Origin of the sequence: Kitasatospora sp. NPDC097691 (assembly GCF_040302665.1) — a bacterium.
GTDB lineage: Bacteria > Actinomycetota > Actinomycetes > Streptomycetales > Streptomycetaceae > Kitasatospora.
Genome location: NZ_JBEORY010000019.1, coordinates 1 through 25,590, shown reverse-complemented (window position 1 = coordinate 25,590; position 25,590 = coordinate 1). Strand labels below are relative to the sequence as shown.

Here is a 25,590-nt window from a genome sequence, read left to right as displayed (position 1 = left end):
TGAAGCCTGACGCTCCCGTCGCGGTGGGCCCGCTGCGCATCGATCCGGCTGCGTGCTGCTGCCTTCCCCTCGCCACCCCAATGAGGCAACCGAGTTCAGGCTGCCCCTGCTCAGAAAGGCGCACTTTGATGCCGCACGTCCCTCCGTCGTCCGCCCGCCCGCTCGAAAGGCGGCGGATCGAGCCTGCCTCCTTGGGAGAGCCGGCCGCTCTCATGCCCTTTGACCAAGAGCTGTGCGGGCTCGTGCTCGACACCGCGCCCAGGATGTTCGCCGTGGTCCAGGTGTGTGGCAACGGTGGTGAGGACTCCGACGGGTGGGTCGTGGCCTGGGGGTTCGTCGACAGTGACGGGCCGACGCACGTCCTTGGCGTCGACGGGCGATTGCTGTTGGCCCTCGCGTCGCCCGAGCGTGCCGTGCGTCATTTCGGGAGGCAGCCGGGGATCACCGCGCGGCTGATCTGGCTCGCGCAGCCGGGTGCCGCGGTACTTGACCGGGCCGACGCCGCCTGAGCTTGCCCGCGCGCGTCGTGGCTGTCCCGTCAGATCCTGATACCCCGGCAGTCGTTCGTCGGCGGTCGGCGATAGCATCCGGTTCGCCATGAACAACGCTGATGCAACATCAGGAAAGCGAGGCCGCCGCTGTGGGCTTCCCTTCGAGTGACATGCTTGCAGCGATGGGGAATCTCCTCATGTACGAAGCGCTCGGCGAGAGGTTCCGTACGCGGCATCCCGATCTCGCCGGGCGCCTGGAGGTGCCGCACTCGCACCCGCTGCACCTGTCGGTGCCGCTGACCGAGACGCGTTCCGTGGGCCTCTTCCAGCTGCGCTTCGACAAGCCGTACGACTACACCCCGGTATGGGCGGTTGTGGGTCCGAAACGCTTGGAGCCGCCTCGCATCTGGTGGGGCATCACGCCACCCGACGTCCTGGTGGACGCGCTCCACGCCAGGGCCGTGGCCGAGCTTGAACGCGGCGAAGAGCAGACCCCCTGGAGGTGGGACGAGCCTGCGGTCGGCGAGATTGTGGCGCTCGCGGACGAGCTGGCAGCCCGCGGGGCGGACGTACTCATGGCCGTGGCGCAGAACAGGTGTCGCGCGGTGGAGGCCGAGCGAGGTAAGAAGGCCGAGTACTTCGGGAGCGACCAGGGAGACTTCGTCGTCGTTCAGGGCTTGGGATGCTTGATCAGGGTGTCCCGCAAGCCGTTGTCGGGGTGGAGTGCCAGCGTCCGGGCAAACGGGGGAGGGGTCTGGCAGCGGCTCGACCTGGGCCGTCTCCTGTTCGGTGAGCAGTCCGTCGTCCCGGGTGTGGAACCCGACCGCGTCGACCCGGCCGAACTTGCAGTCCTTGTTGCGGGTCTGGCTCGCCTGTCCCGAGTTCCTACGGTGGACGACCGGTTCGTCAGCCAGGACGGCCTGCCCGGACAGCGGTCGCAGATGGACGCCGGACCACAGGGTTCGGCGCTGGTCGAGGGCGCCGCGCGCGAGCTGGCCCGGATGGGATTCGCGGACGTCGTACCGGACGGCACGGGCAGCCGACTTGAGTCGGAGACCTTCCGCATCGAGTGGTGGAGCCGTTCGAAGAGCATCGGCCTCGGCGATGTGCAGCGGATGTACGGCGCCGCCGCTGTGGAAGGCCGACGCTTGATGGTGCTGTCGGAGAGCTCGGCCACGAAACCCGCATGCGCCTTCGCGGACCAGGCGAAGGCCTTCGTCTTTGCGATCGATCCAGGCAGTCGCCGTCCCTACGCCTGCAACGACCTTGCGAGGGAGGTCGTCCTGGACAAGTCGAGCTGGGCCCCGGCGTGAGGTCCGTGGGTCGCTGGCCGAGGCGACACGAGGGTGAGTGCCACTTGGCAGTGGCGGGCCCTATTGTGCGTACAGGATCTTCGAGCGTGAGGGCGGGAGCGGGGCGTGGAGGACGAGTTCCAGGAGTTCGAGTTGCGGTTGCCCTATGGCGGCCCGGTCGCGCGTGGGCGGCTGCTGTCGGAGAAGGGGAGCAACGGCAGTCAGAAGTTCCTGGTGTACAAGGGGGCGCCGGCGCGGGGCATGGTCGTTCCGTCGTACTCGGAGCGCAGGGCGTCGTCCAGCCGCCTGCGGACGCAGCTGATCGACGAGGGCAAGCTGCGGCCCTCCGAGCGCTGGCCCGGGAATCTTGAACTGGCCGAGGACGTGGAGTTCGGCTCCCCTTCCGCCGCTGCCGAAGTGATGATGGGCCGCTCGGCCAACGGTTGGACACGGTGGCGGACGAAGGACGACCGGCCGCTGTCGGAGTTCATGTCGGGCGTCTGGGCCGGGCCCAACCGTGCCTGGCTGGTCCGCGGTTCCAACGTCTCCGGCCTCGATCTCGTCCAGCGACTCTGGCTGCCCGAGGGCCGGGTCACTCTCGCCGCTTCCCGGTTGCGGCAGGGGGTCGGGCAGGGCACGAGCAAGGAGCAGCTGAGCACGTTCGTCCGGGAGGACTACGAGTCCACGGCCACCTACAGCCAGAAGCAGGATCTCATCGAGGAGCTGCACGCCTTCCTCTCCCGGATCAAGCCCGGCGACACCGTGTGCACCATCTCCGGTGGGCTGCTGTACGTCGGCGAGGTGACCGGACCAGTGGAGCAGACGTCCTCGGAGGACGGGCGGTCCAACCTGCGCCGCCCGGTGGAGTGGCAGAGCGAGGGGTACTTCTATTCCGACCTGCCCGAGGAGCTCCAGCAGAAGCTTTCGGTGCAGCACGACGTCGTGGATCTCACCTCCGTACAGGCTCTGATCAAGGGCCTCGGGCTGAGCGACCAGGAGTTGGAGGAGGAAGCCGAGGCGATAGAGCGTGACCCGAGTGTGGAGATCCGCATCGCCCGGCGCGAACTGGCATTGCCCGAGCCGACCCCCGCGCTCGCCGAGGAACTGCTCGTCCACGACGTGAAGTGGCTCCAGGAGGTCCGCGATCTCCTCTGGGACGAGCGCCAGCTGGTCCTCTACGGCCCGCCGGGGACGGGCAAGACCTATCTCGCGCAGAAGCTCGCGGAGTTCCTGGGTGGCGGCCCTGAGCAGGTCAAGCTGGTCCAGTTCCACCCCTCCTACGCCTACGAGGACTTCTTCGAGGGCTTCCGCCCCAAGGAGGACCCGGAGACCCGCGAGGTCGCCTTCCGACTCACCGCCGGCCCGCTGCGCGAACTCGCCGACCTCGCCTCCCGCGAGGGCAACCGGCACGTGCCGCACTTCCTGATCATCGACGAGATCAACCGGGCCAACCTGGCGAAGGTCTTCGGAGAGCTGTACTTCCTCCTGGAGTATCGCAACAAGGCCGTCCGGCTCACCTACTCCGGCGACGACTTCGCTCTCCCACCGAACCTGTTCATCATCGGCACCATGAACACCGCCGACCGTTCCATCGCCCTGGTCGACGCGGCCATGCGGCGCCGCTTCGCGTTCGTCGAGCTGTCGCCGCGGATAGAGCCGACCAGCGGGCTCCTGCGACGGTGGCTCGTGACGCAGGAGCGCGACGACGAACCGGCCGACCTGCTGGACGCGCTCAACGCCCGGATCGACGATGCGGACTTCCGGATCGGGCCCTCGTACCTGATGAAGCCGGGCGTCTACCGCGATGGCGGCCTGGACCGCACCTGGCGGACCAAGATTCTCCCCTTGCTGGAGGAGCACCACTACGGCGAGGGCGTCGACATCGAGAAGCGCTACGGCCTCGCGGTGCTGCGAGCCGAAGTGGCCGCAAAGCGCTCCAGGTTCGTCGTGCAGCCGGGCGACATCGTGTGGGACGACGATTCCCAGACCGAATCGTGACCGCCGTCCACCTGACCGAGCACGCCCCGGCGGTGTCCGTTCCCCTCCCGGACGCCGCCGGCCGGGTAATCGCTGCCTCCCACATCCTCGACACCGCCGCCCCTGATCCGTACCGGACGGGCCACTGGACACTGCGGGCCGGCAGCAAGGTCGGCGCGGTGAGCCTGGCAGTCCCGGGCGGCGATTCCGTCGCCCTGCGGATCACTCCCAAGGTGCCGATCGCCCGGCTCTTCTTCCTCATCGGCTACAGCCTCGACCCGCGCGGCTGGCGGGACGGGGACGTCGAGGTAGGCGACCACGACGAACTCCTGCCGGCGCTCGCCCACGCCGTCGAGCGTCAGGTGGACCGGGCGCTGCGACAGGGCCTCCTCCAGGGCTACCGCACGGTCGAGGAGTCCGCGCTCGTGGTCCGAGGCCGGATCCGCGAAGCCGAGCAGATCCGCCGCCGGTTCGGCGCCGCTCTGCCCGTGGAGATCGCGTACGACGAGTTCACCACCGACGTCGCGGAGAACCGCATCCTGCGCGCCGCCGTCGAACGCCTGCTCCGCCTACCGGGCGTACCCCAGGACGTGCGCCGCCGCCTGCTGCACCAGCGGGTACGCCTCGCGGAGGTCTCCCCGCTCATACGTGGCCAGGCGCTCCCTGTCTGGCACGCCACCCGCCTCAACGCCCGCTACCAGCACGCGCTCCACCTCGCCCGGGTGGTTCTCGACGGGTCGTCACCCGAGCACGCCGCCGGTGAACTGCGCATCGACGGCTTTCTGTTCACCATGAACAAGCTCTTCGAGGATTTCGTGACGGTGGCCCTGCGCGAGGCGTTCCGCGGCACGGACCGCACCTGCCGGCTCCAGGACCCGCACCACCTCGACGAGGCCGGTGAGATCCGGATGAAGCCCGACTTCGTCCTGTACGGCCCGGAGGGCGCACCACAGGCAGTGGCCGACGCCAAGTACAAGGCGGAGAAGTCCGGCGGGTACCCCGACGGTGATCTCTACCAGATGCTGGCCTACTGCACCGCCCTCGACCTGCGGGCGGGACACCTCGTCTACGCCAAGGGCAACGCCCCGCACGCCGCCCACCGAGTGCGGCACGCGGGCATCGTCATCCACCAGCACGCGCTGGACCTCGACCGGAGCCCGGCTGATCTGCTCCGTGAAATCCGTTCCCTGGCCTGGCAGATGGCCCCGGGCGTGACGGTATGATCACGATCGGAACAGCCGCCAGGGGGTAGGGAGTCCGTCGGTGCCGCAGCTCGCGTTCGCGAACAGCTTCTGGGAGAGCTACGACGTCCTGGAGAAGCCCGTCAAGGCCGGCGTCCGGAAGGCGATGCAGAAGTTCCAGCAGCTCACCGTGCCCGAGCTGCACGCGGACAAGGGCCTGCACCTGGAGTCCGTCGACAAGGCGCGCGATCCGCGGATGCGGACCATCAGGATCAACGACTTCTGGCGCGGCGTCGTCCTCGCCCCCGACGACGGCAGTGACGTCTTCCTGCTCATCAACGTCGTGCCGCACGACGACGCGTACACCTGGGCCGCCAAGCGGCTCTACACCGTCAACACGGCCACCCGCGCCCTGGAAGTCCGCAACGTCGTCGCCATCGAGCAGCTGACCCCGGCTCTTGAGAAGGCGGCGACGACCGCGCCGACGCTGCTGTTCGCGAAGTACTCCGACACGGTGCTGCGGGACCTCGGCATCGACGACCAGGTGCTGCGGGCGGTCCGGACCGTGGTCGACCGGCCGCAGCTGGAGGCGTTCGGGACGCTCCTGCCGGAGGATCAGTTCGAGGTCCTGCAGTTCCTGGCGGAGGGCTTCACCCCGGAGGACGTGTACCGGGACGTCGTGGTCGAACGGCGCGCTGCGGCGCCTGTCCCGGAGGCCGAGCAGAGCCTGGCCGCGGCCATCGCCAACACCGCCAGCCGGATCACCCTTGTCTCCGGCCCCGGAGAGCTGGCTGAGATCCTGGAGAAGCCGTTCGCTGCCTGGCGGGTCTTCCTTCACCCTTCGCAGCGGAGGGTCGCCTACCGGGCCTCCTATCGCGGCCCCGTCCAGGTCACCGGAGGCCCTGGCACCGGCAAGACGGTCGTGGCGCTGCACCGCGTCAAGCACCTGCTGTCCCGCTCGCCCGACACCCGCGTCCTACTCACCACCTACACCAACGCGCTCGCCGCGACCCTGCGGGAGAACCTGGCGCTACTGCTCGACGGTGACGGCGAGCAGCTCGCCCGGGTGGACGTGACGACCGTGAACGCCCTCGCGCACCGAACGCTCACCGAACACGCGGGACGCGTGCCCGCGATCATCGGTGACCGGGAGGAGCAGCTGGTCTGGCAACGGATCCGCAAGCGGCTGGATCTCCCGTGGACCGAGCAGTTCCTTGCCCAGGAATACCGGCACGTGATCCTCGCCCACGACCTGCGTACGCTCGACGACTACCTCGCGTCCGATCGCCCTGGGCGTGGCAAGTCGCTCGTGACGGGGCGACGCAAGCTGCTGTGGCCGGCCGTCGAGCTCTTCGAGGCCACGCTGAAGTCGCGGGGGTCGGTCACGCACCTCCAGGTCTGCGCGCAGGCGGCCCGGGCGCTCGACGGCGCGGCGGCGCGGTACGACCACGTCGTCGTCGACGAGGCACAGGACCTCCACCCCGCACAGTGGCGGGTGCTGCGGGCAGCCGTCGCATCCGGCCCGGACGACCTGTTCATCACAGGAGACCCGCACCAGCGGATCTACGACTCGCGGGTGTCGCTCGGCTCGCTGGGGATCCAGGTGAAGGGCCGTACCAGTCGGCTGCGCATCAACTACCGCAGCACGGAGGAGATCCTTGCCTGGTCGACCGGGATCATCGGCTCCGCCGCGGTCGAGGACCTGGGCGGAGACGGCGCGGACAGTCTCGCGGGATACCGCTCGCTGCTCCACGGCCGAAGGCCCCACGTGGAAGGCCACGCCTCAGAGCAGCTGGAGATCGCCGCGCTCGTGCAGCGGATCGATGGGTGGATCGCCCAGGGGATCCGTCCTGCGGACATCGGCGTCTCCAGCCGCTTCAACGTGCTGCTCGACAAGGCCTACGACAGGCTGGCCGCTGCTGGTGTGCCCGTGGTGCGGGTCAAGGACGGTCCGGCGCCGGGCACGGATGGCGTGCGGCTGGCCACCATGCACGCCATGAAGGGACTCGAGTTCCGCGCGGTGGCCGTCCTCGGGGTCAGCGCGAGTGCCGTGCCGTTCGCGAGGGAGATCACCCCGGTCGAGGTGGACGGGTCGCAGCACGAGACCGACATGCTGCGCGAACGGTGCTTGCTCTTCGTGGCCTGTACCCGTGCGAGGGAGGCACTCGCCGTCTCGTGGAGCGGGACTGCGAGCGGCTTCCTGCCCCAGCGCGGGTGAGGGCGGTTCAGTCTTCCTCGGGAGGAGGATTCAGTGCACCGTTCGTGAGGCCTTCACGGGCCAGCTCCGTCGTCTGCCGACTGAGCTGTGCGAGTCGGCGCGTACCTGCTTCGACCTCCTGGAGCGCACGGAAGGCCGTGCCGTACAGGCGTTGGGACTCGATGCCCATCTGGGGAATGCGGGAGCCCCTCGTGTCGGCGCGGAACGTGCCGGTGCTGCTGGTGGAACGGCGCCTGTTCGCGGGGCTGACCAGGAAACCGTGCAGGTAGTCGGTGTCGAGGTGTTCGCTGACGGAGACCGGCTCGCCCTCGGTGTATTCGACCAGTCCGGCGCGCGCGAGATCGGCCACGCTGACGGATGCGGTGTCGAGCGTTCCTGGCCCGCCCCCCGGGGTGAGCAGGGGCAGCAGTGCGTCCAGGGCACGGAGTTGTTCCCGCAGCTGGTCGCGGAGGGCGGTGTACTCGACCAGGTAGTCCCGGTTGGCGCTGCCGATGTGGCTGCCCGGCGTGAGGTCGACGACGTCGTCCAGGAGATCGATGAGCGGGATGTCGACGACCTGATCGAGTCGAGGGGAGAGCGGTCCGTCCGGCGCATTGGCGGTGATATCCACCAAGCGGACGGTCTGCGCGGCCTGCCCGTTAGGGCGCACCAGGATCCACAGGTGGACGGAGAGCGAGTGCGCCGTCGCCGATCCCGCAGGCAAGGCGACGACCTGGGCGAGGATGCCCCGCCGGACGAGCTCGGCACGAATGCGTCGGCCCGCCTTCCGGTAAGCGACGGAGGCCGGCATCACGATGACGGTCCTGCCGCCTGGAGCCGTGTGTGCGTACGCGTGCTGGAGCCAGGCGAGTTCGCTCTCCGCACGCGAAGGGGTGCCGAGTTCCCAGCGTGAATCCAGGAGGAGGTCCTCGCGCCCCCAGTCAGGCCACGCTACCGGTGGGTCGCAGACGACGAGGTCAGCCCTGAGCCCCGGCCACCGGTCGTCGCGCAGGGAGTCCCCTGCCCGGATCTCGGTACGGGTGCGGCCGCTCAGAGTTGCGCGGAGCTGGGCGAAGTCGGCCATCGAGGCATCGACTTCCTGGCCGTACCGTACCGGGCCGTCTTCCGGACCGAGGGAGAGGAGCAGTGTGCCGATTCCGCAGGCCGGATCCAAGATCGTCGCCGTGTCCGCGACCGGGCCCGTGAAGTGCTGCACTGCCCGGACGATTCGAGGGGAGGAGACCTGGTCGGAACCCGCACGGCGGGTGGCATCGAGGAACCGCTCCGTAAGAGCGTCCAACAGCTCGGCCTCAGAGGTGCTTCGTGCGATCTCCAGCGCCTGCCGGATGATCTCCGGCCCGAGACGAGGTGGGGCTGTACCGTCCGTGAGCAGCCGAGCGACCGCTGCCAACCCCTGGACGACGTCGTCACCGAACTCGCCGCGCAGGGACTGCCACAGCCGGACTTCGTCGGACACGTGGTGTCCCTTGCTCTGCTTGGCGAGCCAGGCCTGCACGTCGGCCAGGTTGAAGAGAGGACTGGTCGGCCCGCCGCCGGCCGGTGCCGGAAAGTCGTCGTAGCGCCGCCGCCAGTTGGAAACCGCGGCCCGGGTCACTCCGGCCAGACGGGCGATCTCGGCACCGGTGATCAGCGGATCAGGGGCGTGGCGAGTGTCGTCCTTCATTCGGCCACCGTACACGGCGAGCATGTCGTCCAGAAGTGCAACCCATGTTGGCGGCGTTCACATGGCCCTAGCTCACGTCTCGTTTACGAAGGTGACCCGAACGCTTCACAAGGGCGGCTTGGCGGAATCCGACCCCGATGTCGGTCGCGCTCCGTACAGTGGTCGAAGCACTGTGCACACGTCATGGGGGGCGCAAAGGTATGACGCAGGCCGAGCAGCCCTACCCGGTCTCCGAGCTTCTGGCTGCCGTGCGGGCGGAGATCCGGGCGGAACGCCGCGACGATGCCAAGGAGGCGGAGAAGGCGGCACTGTCGGAGGGGCAGCCGGTGTCCGCATCTGAGGGCCGGCACGAGTACCTCTTCGGCTGCCGCAGGTGGCCGGGATCCTTCGACGGCAGTCCTGTTCTTGTGCGTCCCTCCCAGGCGCGCGGTGCCTGGATCCCCGGTGAGGCCTCCCCGATGCCGAACGGGAAGGTCAGGCTGGTGGTCGCCGAGAGCTTGCCTGCCGGGGTGCGCAACGTGCAGGTTCGGAAGGACGATTCGGCGGGCCTGCTGGTGCTTGCGGAACGCCTGGAGGCGGCAGGCTCGGAGGACAGCGGCATCCGGGTCGAGAGCGCCGGGTGGATCGTCGGGCAGGGAGCACCGGCGGTGGGTCGGGCAGCGGAGCCCGAACGGTGGGTGGCCGGGTGGCACGGGCTGAAGCTCAATCCCCGCCAGCGGGCCGCGGTCGCCCAGGCCCTCGCGAGCGAGGCGTTGTTCCTCTGGGGTCCGCCGGGCACGGGGAAGACCGATGTCGTCGGCCACATCGTGGAGGGCAACGTCCGTCAGGGGCACCATGTCCTCTTCCTGGCGCCGACCAAGGTCGCCGTCGACCAGGCCCTGGAGCGGATCTGTGATCTCCTGAAGACTGAGACGGGCTTCGCCGAGGGCCTCGTCCAGCGGGCCGGGGAGATCGAACTTCCGTCGCTGCGCGAGCGGTACGGAGACTACGTCGACCCGGCCCGGATCGCGGGGCGGGTCTCGGCGCAGCTGGACGAGGAGGCAAGGGCCGCGCGGGAGGCCCTGCAACGGGCGCGCGCCGGTGTCGCCCTGCATGACGAGGTCCGGGAGTTGGAGCAGTGCCTCACCGACGACCGGAAAGCCCACCAGCACGTTGCTGACTCCGCCGAGGTCGCGGAACGAGACGCCCTGCGGGCAGAGGCCGAGGTGGCCCGGCTGCGGCTGGCCGTCAGCGAAGCAAGGGAGCCGAAGGGTTTCTTCGCCGGGCGAAAGGAGCGAGAGCTCGCCGCACTGAGGGACGAGCTCGCCCAGGCCACCGACGCCGCTTCCACCTCTCAGTACGTCGGAGCGGCCGCCCGGAAGCAGGCAGCGGAACTGAATGCCCGAATCAGCACGACCAGTGGGCGCCTCACGAGTCTCCGGCCCCGACTCGAAGGCCTTTCAACGTACGCAGCATTGGTTCGCGAGACCGGGAACCTGCAGGAGCGCATTCAGGAGCTCGACCGCCAGCTCGCCCGCATCCAGCAGACCGTGCGGTCCCGGTGCCGGGTCATGGGGGCCACGGTGGCCAAGGCGGTCCAGTCGCGCAAGCTGCTCGACCGGGTGGACGTCGTGGTGGTCGACGAGGCGGGCATGGTGGACCTGCCCTCGGCCTGGCTGGCGGCCGGCCTGGCGGGCAAACGGATCGTCGTGGCGGGCGACTTCCGGCAGCTGCCTGCGGTCACCAAGGGGGACGGCGATCGGAGGGCCACTGAGGACGAGCGCACGCATGCGCGGCACTGGGCCGCCCGGGACGCCTTCCAAGCGGCCGGCCTGGTCGGAGGGAACGGCTCCGTGCGCCAGGACCCACGCCTCGTGGCGCTGGACACCCAGTACCGCATGCGTGAACCGATCTGCCGACTGGTCAACGCCGTCGCCTACCCCGACGCGCCGCTCGCCACCGGACGCGGCAGTGGCAGCCGGATCCCGCCCAACCCGCTGATCGATGTCCCTGTGATCCTCATCGATACCTCCAAGCAGCGCATCCCCGGCCCTGACTACCGGGCCAACACCGTGAACGAGGCCGTCGTCCACGAGCTCGTCCGCGGCCTGCAGTACGAGGGGGTACTCCCCGGCCGCAAATGGGGGAGTTCCGAGACCGCGGTGGGGGAGCGGGCGACCGACCGGTTGGCGGTCATTGCGCCCTACCGTGCGCAGGTCAAGGCGCTGAAGGGGAGCCTGAAGTACCGGTTCGGGGAGGATTACGAGGGGCTGGTCGACACCATTCACCGGTTCCAGGGCAGTCAACGTCCGATCGTCGTCTTCGACACCGCCGTCGGTGCCGGAAAGGACCCCGGCATCTTCTACGCCGGGACCGGTCTTTCCTCCCAGACCTGCCGCCTGCTGAACGTGGCTCTCAGCAGGGCCCAGGACCACCTCATCGTCGTCGCCGACGTCGAGCATCTGCGCAAGCACCTGGGGCCGCACAGCGAGGCCCGGGCCATGCTCGACCACCTGGAACGCCATGCCCAGGTGATCTCGGCCGACCAGCTGATCCCGATGCGGGACGCGGCGCAGCTCTCGGTCCTGTCCGATGAGGAGCTGGCGCGGCCGGCCTTCTTCCCCGCCGACGAGGTGCAGAAGGCCGTGGAGTGGGACATCGCCCGGGCCCGGACCAGGATCGAGGTCTACTGCGCCTTCCTCGATCCGACGCCAGTGCGCCGCTGGTCAGCGCTGCTGGGTGCCCGCGTGGCTGACGGTGTGCAGGTCGTCGTCCGTACCCGGTCACCGGAGGAGCAGCGGGAGGCGTCCGGGGCGGCCCGTCACCAGAAGCAGATCGACATCCTCAGGGCGGCCGGCTGCGAGGTGGGCTTCCGCGAGCGAATGCACGAGAAGGTCCTCATCCTCGACAACACCGTGCTCTGGCACGGCTCGCTGAACCTGCTCGCGAGCAGCGGGCCGACCGACCTGATGATGCGCTTCACCGACCCCGCATCGTGTGAACGGGTCAGTCGGGTCATCGACCGGGCCCGCAAGGAGCGGGCTGCGTGGAACCCGCGGGCGGCCGGGGAGAGTAGCGTGAGTTCTGTTGCGTCCCCGCCCGCCGCGTCCGGCACGACTGGGGCGGCGAGCATTCGCCCAGGGGACATCATCGATGGGCGGCTTTACCTCAACGTCCCGTACAGCGAGCAGGACGAGGCCAAGACACTCCTCAAGGCCCGGTGGGACAAGCCGAACGGGCTTTGGTACGTCGACGCCGCGCGGGTGACCCGGGAGCAGGCCGTTCGCTGGTTGTCCTGATGACGGAGAGCGCGCTTCGAGCCATGCTCCCGCCGGCCAAGGCGGCTTCTTGTGTTGCCACATCGGAAACTGACAGGATTTCAGGTCGGATGGTCCTCGCGCGATGCGAACCGGACTCCCGCCCCAGGGGTGCGGAGAAGGAGGCGGGATGGCACGGGTGAACCTTCGGGCCGCGTTCATGAGCGGGCTGTCGTCCACCGTCACGGCACAGCAGGTCTTCACCAACCGGGTGGACGAGGTGGCGGCCTTCAAGCGGTCGGTGGAGTGCCTGCGCCGGACGTTGGACGAGGCCGACGTCTCGCCGGTGATGGACCGGGCACAGGGGCGCCGCAACGTCCTGACGCTGTACGGGGTGGGCGGCATAGGCAAGACGACGCTGTCCCACGAGCTGGAGCGCCGGCTGCTCGCCGACGCCGCGGCCGAGGGGCGCGACGACGTCGTGGCCGTACGCGTCGACCTCTCCGAGGACGGCGCATGCGACATCGAGGGCCTGCTCCTGCGCCTGCGGGCAGGGCTGGGGCAGTTGGGCAGCCGCTGGCAGGCGTTCGACCTGGCGCTCGCCTCGTACTGGGCCCGCGCACACCCCGGGGAAGCCCTGCAGGACTTCCTCGACTCCTCACCGGCCCTGCGCCGGGCCTCCCGGAGCGTCGGGCTCGGCGACCAGATCGCGGAGACGGTGCGGGACGTCGACCCTGCCGGGCTCGGCGGGCTGACCGGGCTGGCGCATCGCGCCGCCCTGGCCACCTACCGCGCCGTCCGGGACCGGGTGCGCGAGGGGCGGCTGCTGGCCGACTGCGAGCTTTTCGCCGAACTGGTCGAGGCGGACGCGGACTACGAGACGCTCTCATACTTCCCGTACCTGCTGGCCTGGGACCTGGACCGCCTGCCACACCGGGGTCGGCCGGCCCGGCGGCCCACGGTGTGCGTGTTCCTGGACACCTTCGAGGTGGTCAACGGACGCGCCGACCGTACGGTGGAGCGCCTGATCCAGCGCTGCGCCTACCTGATGCCCAACGTGCTGTTCGTGATCACCGGCCGGAACCGGGTCGACTGGGCCGACACGGGTGTCGGCGGCGAGCTGGACTTCACCGGCCCGCAGTGCTGGCCCAACCTGCATTTCAGCAACAACACCGTGGAGCCCCGCCAGCACCTTGTCGGCTACCTCTCGGACTCCGACGCCGACAGCTACCTCCGCGAGGCGCTCGTCCGGGACGGCCGACCTGCCATGCCCGCCGAGGTCCGTCAGCGCATCATCTCCGGAGGCCAGGGGCTGCCCCTGTACCTGGACCTGTCGGTGTCCCACTTCGTCGCACTCCTCGCCCGCGGCGGGCAGCCGTCGCCGGCCGACTTCGGCGGCTCGTTCACCGCAGTGGCCACCCGGTCGATCCGTGACCTGCCCCGGGAGGAACGCGACCTGGTCCGGACCGCGGCGCTCACCGACCGGGTCGGTGCCGAGCTGCTGCGGGCCGGACAGCCCGGCGTCTCCGACGGCAGTGTCGCCCGGTTCCTGCGTCGGCCGTTCCTGACCCACGACGACGCCTACGCGCTGCCGTACGCCCTGCACGCGGCGCTCCGTCGCGCCATCGGGGAAGCGGACCGAACTCTCCCGGACGGCTGGTCCGACCGCGACCGCAACGAGGTCGCGGCCCGACTGCTCTCCTGGCTGGGACAGCGCCTGGGCCTGCGCTCCGGGCGGTTCGCCGTCGCCCAGGCCCTGGAGTCCGGGCTCAAGCTCTCGGCGGCGCACGGGGTCTTCGAGGACTGGATGGCCCGTGCCACGCAGCGCTTGGTCGAGGCGGGGCAGTGGTCGGAGCTGGGCGCAGGGCTCACCATCGAACGTTCCGGGACGCCGGAATACCAGGCCGTACTTGCCGCCATACGGGGCGTCCAGCTGCGTCGCACGGGCCACGCCGTGCAGGCGGTCGAACTGCTCGGCGCCGCGGGGGAGGGCCTACCGTCCGGCAGTCCGACCGCGCAGCTGGTGCGGATCCACCTCGCCCACGCGCTGCGCAACCACGGCGACTACACCGAGGCGGCCGAGATCTACCGTTCCCTGACGGGGGGTGAGTTCGATGCGGCGGCCCGGTACTGGCTTTGCGACTTCGACTACCTCAACGGGCGGTTCGGAACCGCCCTGGGGTCGCTGCGGGAGCAACGCAGCCGCGGCCCGGAGGACGAGGGTGAGCGGCTCCGGCTGATCGGGCACATCTGGCGGGTCAACGCTCGCTTCGACGAAGCGAGTGCCGCGTACGACGAGGCCATCGCTCTGGCCCGGCGCGAGGGTCTGGCCGCCGCGGAAGCGAAGGCGCTGGCCAACCTGGCGCAGACCGCGTGCTGGTCCGGTGACACGGCAGCGGTGTCGGATGCGGCGGCCCGCGCGCGGGACCTGCTCGACCTGGTGCCGAACCCGGTCGAACTGGTCAAGGTCCGCTCCGCCGAGGCGGTCGCTCACGCGGTGGCCGGTGATGTCGAGGCCGCTTTGCAGGCGACGGAGGGCACCCGGCGGCTGGCGGACGACATCGGGTACCGAGGCGGTCACAACCTGGCTGACGTGGTCCAGGCCTTGCTCGGAGTCCTCGACGGCGACCACGACGGCGCCCGCCGCACCCGGGCCGAACTCGACGCACGAACCCGGCGGTCGGGCGGCAACACCTACTGGGTCCCGATCGTGACCAGTTGGATCGAGGGCGTCCCGGCGGCGATGGAGCACGAACCGCGGGTCGAGTGGGTCGACGGCCCGGCCGTGTCGTTGAGCCGGTGGGCCGAGGTGGCCGCGCGACGATGAGGCACCGCTGCCCTGAGGTGTAGGGCCGGATGGGACGAGGGGAAGAGAGTTCATGACCAACCCGGTACGCGTCGAGCCGGTACGTGTCGGCTTGGTCGGGGTCGGCATCATCGCCGAGACCCATCTCGCCGTCCTTGCCGAACGGCTGGACGTGCAGCTGGAGTTCACAGTCGATCCCCGACCCGCGGCGCACGTGGAGTTCCGAGGCCGGACGCCGTCCCACTACCGCGACCTCGCTCTGGCCCTCGACGACCACCAGCCGGACCTGGTGGTACTCGCCACCCCGACGGAGACGCACGCCGAGCTGACGGAGCTGACCCTGCTCCGCTCCGCGGCCCGGGTGCTGGTGGAGAAGCCGCTGGTACATGATCGTGCCGCCCTAGCAGGGTTGTACGACCTGGACGGCAAGGTCGATGTGTGCGGTCGTGTGTTCACCGCTCACCACTTCGCCTTCTCGCCCGAAGTCGACTGGGCTGCGGAGCTGCTCGCCGACCACCCTGACTGGGGGCCGGTCACGACGATCACCTCCGCCTTCTACGACCCCTACGTGCTGCGAGGATCGGAGGCCTTCGCCTCGTACGTCTCCAGCTGGACGGACTCCGGGGTGAACCAGCTCAGCATGCTCACCCGCTTCGTGGAACTCACCGGACTTACCTCCGCCCAGCAGATGGACGGAGGCGCGAGCGCGTGGTGCACGGTGGGATTCCGATCCCAGGGCGAGATCGGCTCGGCCCGCCTGCGCAGCAGTTGGCTGACCGGCTCCAGTAGCAAGGAGAGCAGCCTGGTGTTCGGCCGTTCCGGTGTCGAGGTCTGGATCGACCATACCGCCATGACCGGATTCGCCGCCCGGGACGGCGAATTGCTGGCTTCCTTCGGTAGCGATGGCCGGACCGCGCGGAAGGTTGCCCACTACCGCCCGCTCTACGCCAACCTGCTCTCCGGTCGGCCTGATCCGGTACTCGGCTTCGATGCTGCGGCGACGATCACCGCGATCCATCACACGGTGCCGCGAGAGCGATAGCCGGCCGGGCCGGGGTTCAGCGTGCGGCGAGGCGGGTGAGCAGGGAGGTGCGGTGGGCTGGGTCCAGGGCGAGTTCGGCGGCGGTCCAGGCCATGGAGAGGCCGCCGTCGAGGAGGGTGCGGTCGGCCTGGGGGCTGGTGCCGAAGTTGGTGAACTCGGGGTTGTGCATGATCGTGTCTCCGCAGTCGTAGCCGATCACCGGTTGGATCGCTGGACGGCGTCGTGGACATCCACTCCGCGATCGTCCTGCAGCTGGTCCTCACCGCGAGCGACTGGGCCCCCTACGACGAGGAACCGACCGAGATCCGCCGCCGGATCGCCGAAGGCCGCCCCCTGCCCGACCCGATCACCGTCGCCGACCTCGACACCTTCACCCGGCGGGCGTTCGCCGACCTCGGCGGCGTGACCGGGATCGAGGCCGCACTCCTGCTGCGCAGCTACAAGCGCGCCTGGCTGCCGCTCACCGGCCGCCACTGATTCGACAGGGAGGAGGAGTCGGGGTTGGTCGCGTGCATCCGGCGCGGTGTCGGCGGCTCGATAGGGACCCTCGACCCGGTTGACCGCCGACACCTGCCATGGATCCAGCGCATCGTCGGTCAGGGCAGACATCGGATGACTGGTCGTCGAGAATCCTAGGGGCGTCCGACGTGTGAAGGCAATCCCCGTGAGGTTGCACCCCTTTTTTGTCAGGGTGATCCCAGGCATCGGATGTCTTCTTGTGCTTGCGGATGTCGGGTCGTATGGTCGTGGGCGCGCTGATTCATCCGATGTCTGAGGTCGTCGGTGGTGGAGTCCGCGCACATCGACGGGAGGCAGAGATGAAACTGATGCGGATCGGCGCGCCCGGGGCGGAGACGCCGGCCGTGCTCGCCGAGGACGGCCGGACGTACGCGCTGGCGGGTCTGACCGAGGAGATCGACGGGGCGTTCCTGGCGTCGGGCGGGGTCGACCGGGTCCGGCGCGCCTTGGCCGAAGGGACGCTGCCGCGCCTCGATGCGGCCGGCTTGCGGGTGGGCGCCCCGGTCGCGCGGCCGGGCAAGGTGGTGTGCGTCGGCCTCAACTACCGTGACCACGCGGAGGAGACCGGGGCGGCCGTCCCCGAGCGGCCGGTGGTGTTCATGAAGGACCCGTCCACGGTGGTCGGGCCGTACGACCGGGTGCTGATCCCGCGCGGCTCGGTGAAGACGGACTGGGAGGTCGAACTCGCGGTCGTCATCGGCCGGGAGGCCCGGTACCTGGCGAGCCCCGCCGAGGCGGCCGGGTGCATCGCCGGTTACGCCGTCAGCAACGACGTCTCCGAGCGGGAGTTCCAGCTGGAGTACTCCGGCCAGTGGGACCTCGGCAAGTCCTGCGAGACCTTCAACCCGCTCGGGCCCTGGCTGGTCACCCCGGACGAGGCCGGCGACGTGCAGGCGCTCGGCCTGCACCTGGCCGTCAACGGCGGGGTGCGCCAGAACGGCGACACCAAGAACATGATCTTCGACGTCGCGTACCTCGTCCGGTACCTCAGCCAGTACATGGTGCTGCGCCCCGGGGACGTCATCAACACCGGCACCCCGGCCGGTGTGGCCCTCGGCCTGCCCGGCAACCCGTACCTGCGCGCGGGCGACACCGTCGAGCTGTCCGTCGACGGTCTCGGCACCCAGCGCCAGACGTTCATCGACGCGTGAAAGGCACCCCCTTGTCCGAAAGCACCGTCGCGCGGATCACCGCCGTCGACACCTACGACGTCCGCTTCCCCACCTCGCGGGAGCTGGACGGGTCCGACGCGATGAACCCCGACCCCGACTACTCCGCCGCCTACGTCGTCCTGCGCACCTCGGCGGGTGGCCACGAGGGCCACGGCTTCACCTTCACCATCGGCCGCGGCAACGACGTCCAGGTCGCCGCCATCGACGCGCTGCGCGGGTACGTCGTCGGCCGCTCCGTGGCCGAGCTGTGCGCCGACCCCGGCTCGCTGTACCGCGACCTCATCGGCGACAGCCAGCTGCGCTGGCTCGGCCCCGAGAAGGGCGTGATGCACATGGCGATCGGCGCCGTCGTCAACGCCGTCTGGGACCTCGCGGCCAAGCGCGAGGGCAAGCCGCTCTGGCAGTTCCTCGCCGACGCCGAACCGGAGTGGCTGGTCTCGCAGGTCGACTTCCGGCACATCAGCGACGACCTGACCCCCGATCAGGCACTGGAGCTGCTGCGCAAGGGCAAGGAGGGCGCCGCCGAGCGCGCCGCCGAGCTGCTGCGCGCCGGCTACCCCGCCTACACCACCGGTCCCGGCTGGCTGGGCTACTCCGACGAGAAGCTGATCCGCCTGGCCAAGCAGGCGGTGGCCGACGGCTTCACCCAGATCAAGCTCAAGGTGGGCGCCGACCTCGCCGACGACATCCGCCGCTGCCGTACCGCCCGCGAGACCGTCGGGCCGGACATCCGGATCGCCATCGACGCCAACCAGCGCTGGGACGTCGCCGAGGCGATCGAGTGGACCAAGGCGCTGGCAGAGTTCGACCCGTACTGGATCGAGGAGCCCACCAGCCCCGACGACATCCTCGGCCACGCCGCCATCCGCAGCGGCGTCCACCCCGTCAAGGTCGCCACCGGCGAACACGTGCAGAACCGCGTCGTCTTCAAGCAGCTGCTCCAGGCCGAGGCGATCGACTTCCTCCAGCTGGACGCCACCCGGGTGGCCGGCGTCAACGAGAACCTGGCGATCCTGCTGCTCGCCGCTCGTTTCGGCGTACCGGTCTGCCCGCACGCCGGCGGGGTGGGCCTGTGCGAACTGGTCCAGCACTTCTCGATGTTCGACTACGTCGCGCTCTCCGGCAGCACCGAGGGCCGCGCGATCGAGTTCGCCGACCACCTGCACGAGCACTTCCTCGACCCGGCGCGGATCGACGGTGGCCGGTACGTGGCGCCGACCGCGCCCGGCTTCTCCGCAGCCATGTACCAGGAGTCCATCGACACCTACCGTTTCCCCGACGGCGCCTTCTGGGTGGCGGACCGGGCCGAGCGGGAGACTCAGGCATGACCACCGAACTGAACGGCCTGCGGGCCCTGGTCACCGGCGGTGCCTCCGGCATCGGACTGGCGACGGCCGAACTGCTCGGCGAGCGCGGGGCGCGAGTCGCCGTGCTCGACCTCGACCCGAGCGGGGCTCCGGCCCCGATGCGCAAATACACGGCGGACGTCGGCGACGACACCTCGGTCCGGGCCGCCGTGGCTGCCGCAGCCGAGGCGCTCGGCGGGATCGACATCCTGGTCAACAACGCCGGCATCGGCGCCGCCGGGACGGTCGAGGACAACCCCGACGAGCAGTGGCGCCGGGTGCTGGACATCAACGTGCTCGGCATCGTGCGCACCAGCCGGGCCGCCCTGCCGCACCTGCGCAGGTCGGCGCACGCCTCGATCGTCAACACCTGCTCGATCGCCGCCACCGTCGGCCTGCCGCAGCGGGCGCTCTACTCGGCGAGCAAGGGGGCGGTCCTCTCGCTCACCCTGGCGATGGCGGCCGACCACGTCCGCGAGGGCATCCGGGTCAACTGCGTCAACCCGGGGACGGTGGATACACCGTGGGTGGGCCGGTTGCTCGACGCGGCCGAGGACCCGGCGGCCGAGCGGGCCGCGCTGAACGGCCGTCAGCCCACCGGTCGGCTGGTCGACGCCCAGGAGGTGGCCGCCGCGATCGCCTACCTCGCCTCCCCCGCCGCCGGCAGCACCACCGGCACCGCCCTCGCGGTGGACGGCGGCATGGCCGGACTGCGCCTGCGACCGGAGCCCACGCCGTGACCATCCGAGAGAACCCCCTCGGGCGCACCACGGTCAGAGTCAGCGAGCTGGCCTTCGGCGCGGCGGGGATCGGCAACCTGTTCACCGAGGTGAGCGACGACCAGGCGGCGCAGGCCGTGGCCGCCGCCTGGGACGCCGGCGTCCGGTACTTCGACACCGCCCCGCACTACGGCCTCGGCCTGTCCGAACGCCGCCTCGGCGCCGCGCTGCGCGAGCGGCCGAGGGACGCGTACGTGCTGTCCACCAAGGTCGGCCGCATCCTCGAACCGACGCCCGGAGCCCACGGCGACGACCTCGCCGACGGCTTCGCCGTCCCCGCGGCCCACCGCCGCCGGTGGGACTTCAGCGCCGAGGGCGTGCGCCGGTCCATCGAGGACAGCCTGAACCGGCTCGGCCTCGACCGGATCGACATCGCCTACCTCCACGACCCCGACGACCACGCCGAGCAGGCCCTCGACCAGGCCTACCCGGAGCTCGAACGCCTGCGTGCGGAGGGCATCCTCGGCGCGATCGGCGTCGGCATGAACCAGGCCGAACTGCCCGCCCGGTTCGTCCGCGACACCGACATCGACGCCGTCCTACTGGCCGGCCGCTACAGCCTGCTCGACCAGCGCGGCCTCGCCGAGCTGCTGCCGCTGGCCGCCGAACGAGGCGTCGGGGTGGTGGTCGGCGGGGTGTTCAACTCCGGCCTGCTGGCCGACCCGAAGCCCGGCGCGACCTTCGACTACGCCACCGCGCCCGGCGAACTCATCGACCGCGCACTGCAGTTGAAGGCCGTCTGCGAACGGCACGGCGTGCCGCTGCGCGCCGCCGCCCTGCGCTTCCCGTTCGGTCACCCGGCCGTCGCGAGCGTGCTCGTCGGCACCCGGAGCGCCGCCGAGGCGGTGGACGCCGCCGAGATGCTCAACCACCGCATCCCCCAGGCGTTGTGGGCGGAACTGAGGGAGCGCGGTCTGCTGCCCATCGGCGTCCCGACCCCGGGGGAGGTGGAGTAGATGCGGATCGCCCTGTTCATCACCTGCTTCAACGACACCATGTTCCCCGGCACCGGCCGGGCCGTGGTGACCGTCCTCGAACGGCTCGGCCACACCGTGGAGTTCCCGCAGGAGCAGACCTGCTGCGGGCAGATGCACTTCAACACCGGCTACCGGCCGGAAGCCCTGCCCCTCGTCGAGCGCTTCGCCCGGACCTTCGCCGACCACGACGCCGTGATCACCCCGTCCGCCTCCTGCGCCGGCATGATCCGGGACAACCACCCCGTGGTGGCCGAGCAGTACGGACGCGCCACGTTGCAGGCCGACGTCGCCGAAGTGGCGCCCCGGGTGTACGAGTTCACCGAGTTCCTGGCCGACGTCCTCGGGGTGACGGACGTCGGCGCGCGCTTCCCCCACAAGGTCGCCTACCACCCCACCTGCCACTCCCTGCGCGGACTGCGGCTCGGCGACCGGCCGCAGCGACTGCTGCGCGCGGTCAAGGACCTCGACCTGGTCGACCTCCCGGCCGCCGACTCGTGCTGCGGCTTCGGCGGTACCTTCGCCGTCAAGAACGCCGAAACCTCGGCCGCGATGCTCGCCGACAAGATGACCGGAGTCCTGGACAGCGGCGCCGAGGTGCTGTGCGCGGCCGACAACTCCTGCCTGATGCACATCGGCGGCGGCCTCTCCCGGCAGGGCGCCACCGTACGGACCATGCACCTGGCGGAGATCCTCGCCAGTACGGAAGGAGCCGAGCTGTGAGCACCAGAGGCGTGGTCTGGCTCGGCGCGCCGTCCTTCCCCGACGCGGCGCGCGTCGCGCTGAAGGACACCCAGCTGCGGGCCAACCTCAAGCGGGCCACCGGCACCATCCGCGACAAGCGCCTGGCCGTCGCCTCCGAGCTGGACGACTGGGAGGAGCTGCGCACCGCCGGCGAGGCGATCAAGCGTCGCACCGCCCGCCATCTCCACCGCTACCTCGTCGAGTTGGAGGAGTCCGTCACCGCTGCGGGCGGTATCGTGCACTGGGCGGCGGACGCGGCGGAGGCCAACCGGATCGTCACCGAACTCGTCCTGGCCACCGGCGAGTCGGAGGTGGTCAAGGTCAAGTCCATGGCCACGCAGGAGATCGGCCTCAACGAGCACCTCGCCGAACACGGCATCACCGCGTACGAGACCGATCTCGCCGAACTGATCGTGCAGTTGGGCGACGACCGGCCCTCCCACATCCTCGTCCCGGCGATCCACAAGAACCGCACCGAGATCCGCGACCTGTTCGCCGCCCGGATGGGGGAGTGGGGGCAGCCGGCCCCCGAGGGCCTGAGCGACGAGCCGGCGGAGCTCGCCGAGGCGGCGCGCCGCCACCTGCGGGAGAAGTTCCTGACGGCCAAGGTCGCCGTCTCCGGCGCCAACTTCGCGGTCGCGGACACCGGTACGGTCGTCGTGGTGGAGTCCGAGGGCAACGGGCGGATGTGCCTGACCCTGCCCGAGACCCTGATCACCGTCATGGGCATCGAGAAGGTCGTCCCCACCTGGTCCGACCTGGAGGTGTTCCTCCAGCTGCTGCCGCGCTCCTCCACCGGCGAGCGGATGAACCCGTACACCTCCACCTGGGCCGGTACGACCGAGGGCGACGGGCCGTCCGCCTTCCACCTCGTGCTGCTCGACAACGGCCGCACCGACACCCTCGCCGACACCGTCGGCCGTCAGGCCCTCGCCTGCATCCGCTGCTCGGCCTGCCTCAACGTCTGCCCGGTGTTCGAGCGCACCGGTGGCCACGCCTACGGCTCGGTCTACCCCGGGCCGATCGGCGCGGTGCTGACCCCGCAGCTCGTCGGAGTGGACAACGCGGCCAGCCTGCCGTTCGCCTCCACCCTGTGCGGGGCCTGCTACGACGCCTGCCCCGTCAAGATCAACATCCCCGAGGTGCTCGCCCACCTGCGGGCCGAGGTCGTCGAGGCCGAGCGCGAGGTCCGCAGTCTGCCCACCGCCGAGGCCCTGGCCATGAAGGCCGCCGCCAAGGTCCTCGACTCGCCGGGCCTGCTGGGCGCCGCGCAGAAGGCCGCCGCGCTCGGCGGCCGGGCGATCGCCAGGAACGGCAGGATCGGCCGACTGCCCGGCCCGCTGCACGGCTGGTCCGACACCCGTGACACTCCCGCACCGCCCGCCGAGTCCTTCCGTACCTGGTGGCGCAAGAACAAGGAAGGAGAGGGACGATGAGCAGCCGCGACGCCATCCTCGGCCGTATCCGGGCCGCCCTCGCCGACGTCCCGGCCACCGAGGAGCCCGGCGACGTCCCCGTCCCCCGCGCCTACCGCCGCAGCCACGTCGGACCCGGCGAGGACGTCGTCGCCCTGTTCGCCGAGCGGGTCTCCGACTACCGCGCCACCGTCACCCGCACCGACCTCGCGGGCCTGCCCGCCGCCATCGCCGCCGCGCTCACCGCCCGTCGCGCCCGACGCCTCGCGCTGCCGGGCGCGTTCCCCGTCGAACTGCTGCCGCCCGGCGACTGGGAGTGGCACCCCGAACCGCTCGACGTCCCCGCACTCGACGCGCTGGACGGAGCGATCACCCTCGCCGCCGCCGGCATCGCCGTCACCGGCACCATCGTCCTGGACACCGGGCCCGGCCAGGGCCGGCGCGCCCTCACCCTCGTGCCGGACTACCACCTGTGCATCGTCCGCGCCGAGCAGATCGCCGACGACGTCCCCGACGCCCTCGCCTGCCTCGTCCCGACCCGGCCGCTGACGTTCATCTCCGGCCCGTCCGCCACCAGCGACATCGAGCTCGACCGGGTCGAAGGCGTCCACGGCCCCCGCACCCTCGACGTCGTCATCGTCGACCCCACCCACCCGGAGCACCGCCCATGAGGATCGCCCTGCACACCCGCGTCCGCGACGACCGGATCGAGGAGTACGAGGCCGCCCACCGCGCCGTGCCGGACGAGCTGACGGCCGCGATCCGCGCGGCGGGCGTCTCGTCCTGGACCATCTGGCGCAGCGGCTGCGAGCTGTTCCACCTCCTGGAGTGCGAGGACTACGCCCGCCTGCTCGCCGAGCTGGAGCACCTCCCGGTCAACATCGCCTGGCAGGCGAGGATGGGCGAACTCCTCGACGTCGTCCACGACTACTCCGAGGACGGCGCCGCCGCCGGTCTCCCGCTGGTGTGGCAGCTGTGACCACCCGCCCGGTCATCGACGCCCACCACCACGTCTGGGACCTCGCCGCCCGCCCGCAGCCGTGGATCACCGGCGAGACCCTCGCCCCGCTCGCCCGCTCCTTCTCGGCCGGCGACCTGGCGGTCGAGGCCGGGGCAGCCGGCGTCGTGGGCACCGTCGTCGTGCAGACCGTCTGCGTCCCCGAGGAGACACCCGAACTGCTGGCCCTCGCCGAGGGAAGCGACCTGGTCGCCGGGGTGGTCGGCTGGACCGACCTGACCGCGCGCGACATCGTCGACCGGATCGCCGCACTGCGCGAACTGCCCGGCGGGGAGCGGCTGGTGGGCATCCGCCACCAGGTCCAGGACGAAGCCGACGCGCACTGGCTGCTGCGCCAGGACGTCCGCCGCGGGCTGCTCGCCGTTGCTGGCGCCGGGCTTGCGTACGACCTGGTGGTCAAGCCGCACCAGCTTCCCGCCGCCTTCCTGGCGGCCGCCGGACTCACCGGGCTGACCTTCGTCCTCGACCACCTCGGCAAGCCGCCGGTCGCCACCGGCGCCCTCGCCCCCTGGGCCGCCGATGTGCGCCGCCTCGCCGCCCTGCCGAACACGGTGGGCAAGCTCTCCGGCCTGGTCACCGAGGCCGCCCCGGGCGCGTGGGGCCTTGCGGACCTCCAGCCGTACGCCGACACCGTGCTCGACGCCTTCGGTCCGCACCGGCTGCTGTTCGGCTCGGACTGGCCGGTCTGCACCCTCGAAGCCGGGTACCGCGAGGTCGTCGACCTCGCGGACCGCCTGACCGACCGGCTGAGCCCTGCCGAGAAGGACGCCCTGTTCCACGACAACGCGGTCCGGGTCTACGGGCTCAGGCCGCCCGCGCGGGCATGACCCATCCTGCACGGACCCGGACACGGTCACGAGAGAGACGAGCGCGCGTGCCGGTCACCGACGAGGCGATCGAGAAGATCAAGGCCATGATCGTCAGCGGTGAGCTCCGCCCGGGCTCGAAACTCCCGCGCGAGCCGGATCTGGCCGAGCGCCTGGGCCTGTCCCGCAGCTCGCTGCGCGAGGCGGTCAGGGCGCTCGCCCTCATCCGGGTGCTCGACGTGCGCCAGGGCGACGGCACGTACGTGACCAGCCTGGAGCCCGAACTGCTGGTCGACGCGCTGGCGTTCGCCGTCGACCTCCAGCAGGACGACACGGTGCTGCCATTCCTGGAGGTCCGCCGCATCCTGGAACCGGCCGCGGCCGCGATGGCCGCCCGGGTGATGCCGGAGGAGGACATCGCCGCCCTCGGCGAACTGCTGGACCGGCTCGACGACGACACCTCGCCGGAGTCGCTGATCGAGAACGACATGGAGTTCCACCGCCGCCTGGCGGCCGGCTCGGGCAACGCCGTCCTCTGCTCGCTGATCGAGGGCCTCTCCGCGCCGACCGCCCGCGCCCGGCTGTGGCGCGGGCGGATCGAGGAGGGCGCGGTGGCGCGGGCCTGGCAGCAGCACCGGGCGATCCACGAGGCCGTCGCCGCCCGGCAGCCGGAGCTCGCCCAGGCCTGGGCGACGGTGCACGTCGGCGAGGTCGAGCAGTGGCTGCGCGGCACCCTCGGCGCGACGGCCACCGAGCCGGACTGACCGGAGGACAGCCGTGCGCGCCCGCTCCCGCCCGATCAGCGGCAGCAGCGCGGAGAGATCCGGGCCGTGGTCGAGCCCGGTCAGCGCGAGGCGCAGGGGCATGAACAGAGCCCGGCCCTTGGCGCCGGTGCGCGCCTTCACCGCGTC

21 protein-coding genes and 1 pseudogene are annotated in these 25,590 nt (G+C 70.8%); 19 read left to right on the top strand and 3 right to left on the bottom strand.

Annotation, left to right across the window (positions count from 1 at the left end; translation table 11 throughout):
- The first annotated feature begins 191 nt into the window (after nucleotides 1-191).
- From ABTY56_RS16005 to ABTY56_RS15985, 5 genes are all read left to right on the top strand, one after another.
- Complete coding sequence (locus ABTY56_RS16005; RefSeq protein ID WP_350629375.1) at nucleotides 192-509, top strand: hypothetical protein; 318 nt, start codon at nucleotides 192-194, stop codon at nucleotides 507-509.
- Between the two features lie 179 nt (nucleotides 510-688).
- Nucleotides 689-1,804 (top strand): hypothetical protein, encoded by a 1,116-nt coding sequence (locus tag ABTY56_RS16000; RefSeq protein ID WP_350629374.1) that lies wholly within the window; start codon nucleotides 689-691, stop codon nucleotides 1,802-1,804.
- Between the two features lie 105 nt (nucleotides 1,805-1,909).
- Nucleotides 1,910-3,781 carry a DUF4357 domain-containing protein gene (locus tag ABTY56_RS15995; RefSeq protein ID WP_350629373.1) on the top strand — a complete coding sequence of 624 codons (1,872 nt, stop codon included), beginning with the start codon at nucleotides 1,910-1,912 and terminating at the stop codon, nucleotides 3,779-3,781.
- Nucleotides 3,778-4,983, top strand: a complete 1,206-nt coding sequence (locus tag ABTY56_RS15990; protein ID WP_502893134.1) for an McrC family protein — start codon at nucleotides 3,778-3,780, stop codon at nucleotides 4,981-4,983. The genes ABTY56_RS15995 and ABTY56_RS15990 overlap by 4 nt, the downstream gene beginning before the upstream one ends.
- Before the next feature lie 40 nt (nucleotides 4,984-5,023).
- On the top strand, nucleotides 5,024-7,159 hold the full coding sequence (locus tag ABTY56_RS15985; RefSeq protein ID WP_350629372.1) for a UvrD-helicase domain-containing protein: 2,136 nt from the start codon (nucleotides 5,024-5,026) through the stop codon (nucleotides 7,157-7,159).
- A gap of 7 nt (nucleotides 7,160-7,166) precedes the next feature.
- Here ABTY56_RS15985 and ABTY56_RS15980 read toward each other — a convergent pair whose 3' ends face one another.
- On the bottom strand, nucleotides 7,167-8,822 hold the full coding sequence (locus ABTY56_RS15980) for an N-6 DNA methylase (RefSeq protein ID WP_350629371.1): 1,656 nt from the start codon (nucleotides 8,820-8,822) through the stop codon (nucleotides 7,167-7,169).
- Between the two features lie 200 nt (nucleotides 8,823-9,022).
- Between ABTY56_RS15980 and ABTY56_RS15975 the strand changes: the two genes are divergently transcribed.
- The 3 genes from ABTY56_RS15975 to ABTY56_RS15965 all read left to right on the top strand — a co-directional run bounded on the left by ABTY56_RS15975 (nucleotide 9,023) and on the right by ABTY56_RS15965 (nucleotide 15,906).
- Complete coding sequence (locus ABTY56_RS15975; RefSeq protein WP_350629370.1) at nucleotides 9,023-12,100, top strand: AAA domain-containing protein; 3,078 nt, start codon at nucleotides 9,023-9,025, stop codon at nucleotides 12,098-12,100.
- 148 nt (nucleotides 12,101-12,248) lie between these two features.
- Nucleotides 12,249-14,885: a tetratricopeptide repeat protein gene (locus ABTY56_RS15970; protein WP_350629369.1), complete on the top strand. Its 2,637-nt coding sequence runs from the start codon at nucleotides 12,249-12,251 to the stop codon at nucleotides 14,883-14,885.
- Nucleotides 14,886-14,937: 52 nt separating this feature from the next.
- Complete coding sequence (locus ABTY56_RS15965) at nucleotides 14,938-15,906, top strand: Gfo/Idh/MocA family protein (RefSeq protein WP_350629368.1); 969 nt, start codon at nucleotides 14,938-14,940, stop codon at nucleotides 15,904-15,906.
- Between the two features lie 16 nt (nucleotides 15,907-15,922).
- Here ABTY56_RS15965 and ABTY56_RS15960 read toward each other — a convergent pair whose 3' ends face one another.
- Entirely contained in the window at nucleotides 15,923-16,075 is a 153-nt protein-coding gene (locus ABTY56_RS15960) for a hypothetical protein (RefSeq protein WP_350629367.1), read from the bottom strand.
- A gap of 53 nt (nucleotides 16,076-16,128) precedes the next feature.
- Here ABTY56_RS15960 and ABTY56_RS15955 point away from each other — a divergent pair, with 53 nt between their 5' ends.
- From ABTY56_RS15955 to ABTY56_RS15905, 11 genes are all read left to right on the top strand, one after another.
- On the top strand, nucleotides 16,129-16,383 hold the full coding sequence (locus ABTY56_RS15955; RefSeq protein ID WP_350629366.1) for a hypothetical protein: 255 nt from the start codon (nucleotides 16,129-16,131) through the stop codon (nucleotides 16,381-16,383).
- Between the two features lie 341 nt (nucleotides 16,384-16,724).
- Complete coding sequence (locus ABTY56_RS15950) at nucleotides 16,725-17,576, top strand: fumarylacetoacetate hydrolase family protein (RefSeq protein WP_350629365.1); 852 nt, start codon at nucleotides 16,725-16,727, stop codon at nucleotides 17,574-17,576.
- Nucleotides 17,577-17,587: 11 nt separating this feature from the next.
- On the top strand, nucleotides 17,588-18,925 hold the full coding sequence (locus ABTY56_RS15945) for an L-fuconate dehydratase (protein WP_350629364.1): 1,338 nt from the start codon (nucleotides 17,588-17,590) through the stop codon (nucleotides 18,923-18,925).
- Nucleotides 18,922-19,683 carry an SDR family NAD(P)-dependent oxidoreductase gene (locus ABTY56_RS15940; RefSeq protein WP_350629363.1) on the top strand — a complete coding sequence of 254 codons (762 nt, stop codon included), beginning with the start codon at nucleotides 18,922-18,924 and terminating at the stop codon, nucleotides 19,681-19,683. Before ABTY56_RS15945 ends, ABTY56_RS15940 begins: the two co-directional genes overlap by 4 nt.
- Before the next feature lie 2 nt (nucleotides 19,684-19,685).
- The gene (locus tag ABTY56_RS15935) at nucleotides 19,686-20,678 is read left to right on the top strand and encodes an aldo/keto reductase (protein ID WP_350629461.1); all 993 of its coding nucleotides are present in this window, start codon (nucleotides 19,686-19,688) and stop codon (nucleotides 20,676-20,678) included.
- The gene (locus ABTY56_RS15930) at nucleotides 20,679-21,419 is read left to right on the top strand and encodes a (Fe-S)-binding protein (RefSeq protein WP_350629362.1); all 741 of its coding nucleotides are present in this window, start codon (nucleotides 20,679-20,681) and stop codon (nucleotides 21,417-21,419) included. It begins immediately after the preceding gene.
- Nucleotides 21,416-22,876 (top strand): LutB/LldF family L-lactate oxidation iron-sulfur protein, encoded by a 1,461-nt coding sequence (locus tag ABTY56_RS15925; RefSeq protein ID WP_350629361.1) that lies wholly within the window; start codon nucleotides 21,416-21,418, stop codon nucleotides 22,874-22,876. The genes ABTY56_RS15930 and ABTY56_RS15925 overlap by 4 nt, the downstream gene beginning before the upstream one ends.
- Complete coding sequence (locus tag ABTY56_RS15920) at nucleotides 22,873-23,526, top strand: LutC/YkgG family protein (protein WP_350629360.1); 654 nt, start codon at nucleotides 22,873-22,875, stop codon at nucleotides 23,524-23,526. The genes ABTY56_RS15925 and ABTY56_RS15920 overlap by 4 nt, the downstream gene beginning before the upstream one ends.
- The gene (locus tag ABTY56_RS15915) at nucleotides 23,523-23,834 is read left to right on the top strand and encodes an L-rhamnose mutarotase (RefSeq protein WP_350629359.1); all 312 of its coding nucleotides are present in this window, start codon (nucleotides 23,523-23,525) and stop codon (nucleotides 23,832-23,834) included. Before ABTY56_RS15920 ends, ABTY56_RS15915 begins: the two co-directional genes overlap by 4 nt.
- Nucleotides 23,831-24,700 (top strand): amidohydrolase family protein, encoded by an 870-nt coding sequence (locus ABTY56_RS15910; RefSeq protein WP_350629358.1) that lies wholly within the window; start codon nucleotides 23,831-23,833, stop codon nucleotides 24,698-24,700. Before ABTY56_RS15915 ends, ABTY56_RS15910 begins: the two co-directional genes overlap by 4 nt.
- Nucleotides 24,701-24,747: 47 nt before the next feature.
- Nucleotides 24,748-25,443 (top strand): FadR/GntR family transcriptional regulator, encoded by a 696-nt coding sequence (locus ABTY56_RS15905; RefSeq protein WP_350629357.1) that lies wholly within the window; start codon nucleotides 24,748-24,750, stop codon nucleotides 25,441-25,443.
- A gap of 27 nt (nucleotides 25,444-25,470) precedes the next feature.
- Here ABTY56_RS15905 and ABTY56_RS15900 read toward each other — a convergent pair.
- Nucleotides 25,471-25,584 (bottom strand): annotated as a pseudogene (locus tag ABTY56_RS15900) (hypothetical protein); the annotation flags it as partial.
- Nucleotides 25,585-25,590: the final 6 nt, after the last annotated feature.

Coding starts and splice junctions, on each gene's coding strand:
- ABTY56_RS16000 (WP_350629374.1), top strand. CDS start 689: ATGTACGAAGCGCTCGGCGAGAGGTTCCGTACGCGGCATCCCGATCTC.
- ABTY56_RS15980 (WP_350629371.1), bottom strand. CDS start 8,822: ATGAAGGACGACACTCGCCACGCCCCTGATCCGCTGATCACCGGTGCC.
- ABTY56_RS15975 (WP_350629370.1), top strand. CDS start 9,023: ATGACGCAGGCCGAGCAGCCCTACCCGGTCTCCGAGCTTCTGGCTGCC.
- ABTY56_RS15970 (WP_350629369.1), top strand. CDS start 12,249: ATGGCACGGGTGAACCTTCGGGCCGCGTTCATGAGCGGGCTGTCGTCC.
- ABTY56_RS15965 (WP_350629368.1), top strand. CDS start 14,938: ATGACCAACCCGGTACGCGTCGAGCCGGTACGTGTCGGCTTGGTCGGG.
- ABTY56_RS15960 (WP_350629367.1), bottom strand. CDS start 16,075: ATGCACAACCCCGAGTTCACCAACTTCGGCACCAGCCCCCAGGCCGAC.
- ABTY56_RS15950 (WP_350629365.1), top strand. CDS start 16,725: ATGAAACTGATGCGGATCGGCGCGCCCGGGGCGGAGACGCCGGCCGTG.
- ABTY56_RS15940 (WP_350629363.1), top strand. CDS start 18,922: ATGACCACCGAACTGAACGGCCTGCGGGCCCTGGTCACCGGCGGTGCC.
- ABTY56_RS15930 (WP_350629362.1), top strand. CDS start 20,679: ATGCGGATCGCCCTGTTCATCACCTGCTTCAACGACACCATGTTCCCC.
- ABTY56_RS15920 (WP_350629360.1), top strand. CDS start 22,873: ATGAGCAGCCGCGACGCCATCCTCGGCCGTATCCGGGCCGCCCTCGCC.
- ABTY56_RS15915 (WP_350629359.1), top strand. CDS start 23,523: ATGAGGATCGCCCTGCACACCCGCGTCCGCGACGACCGGATCGAGGAG.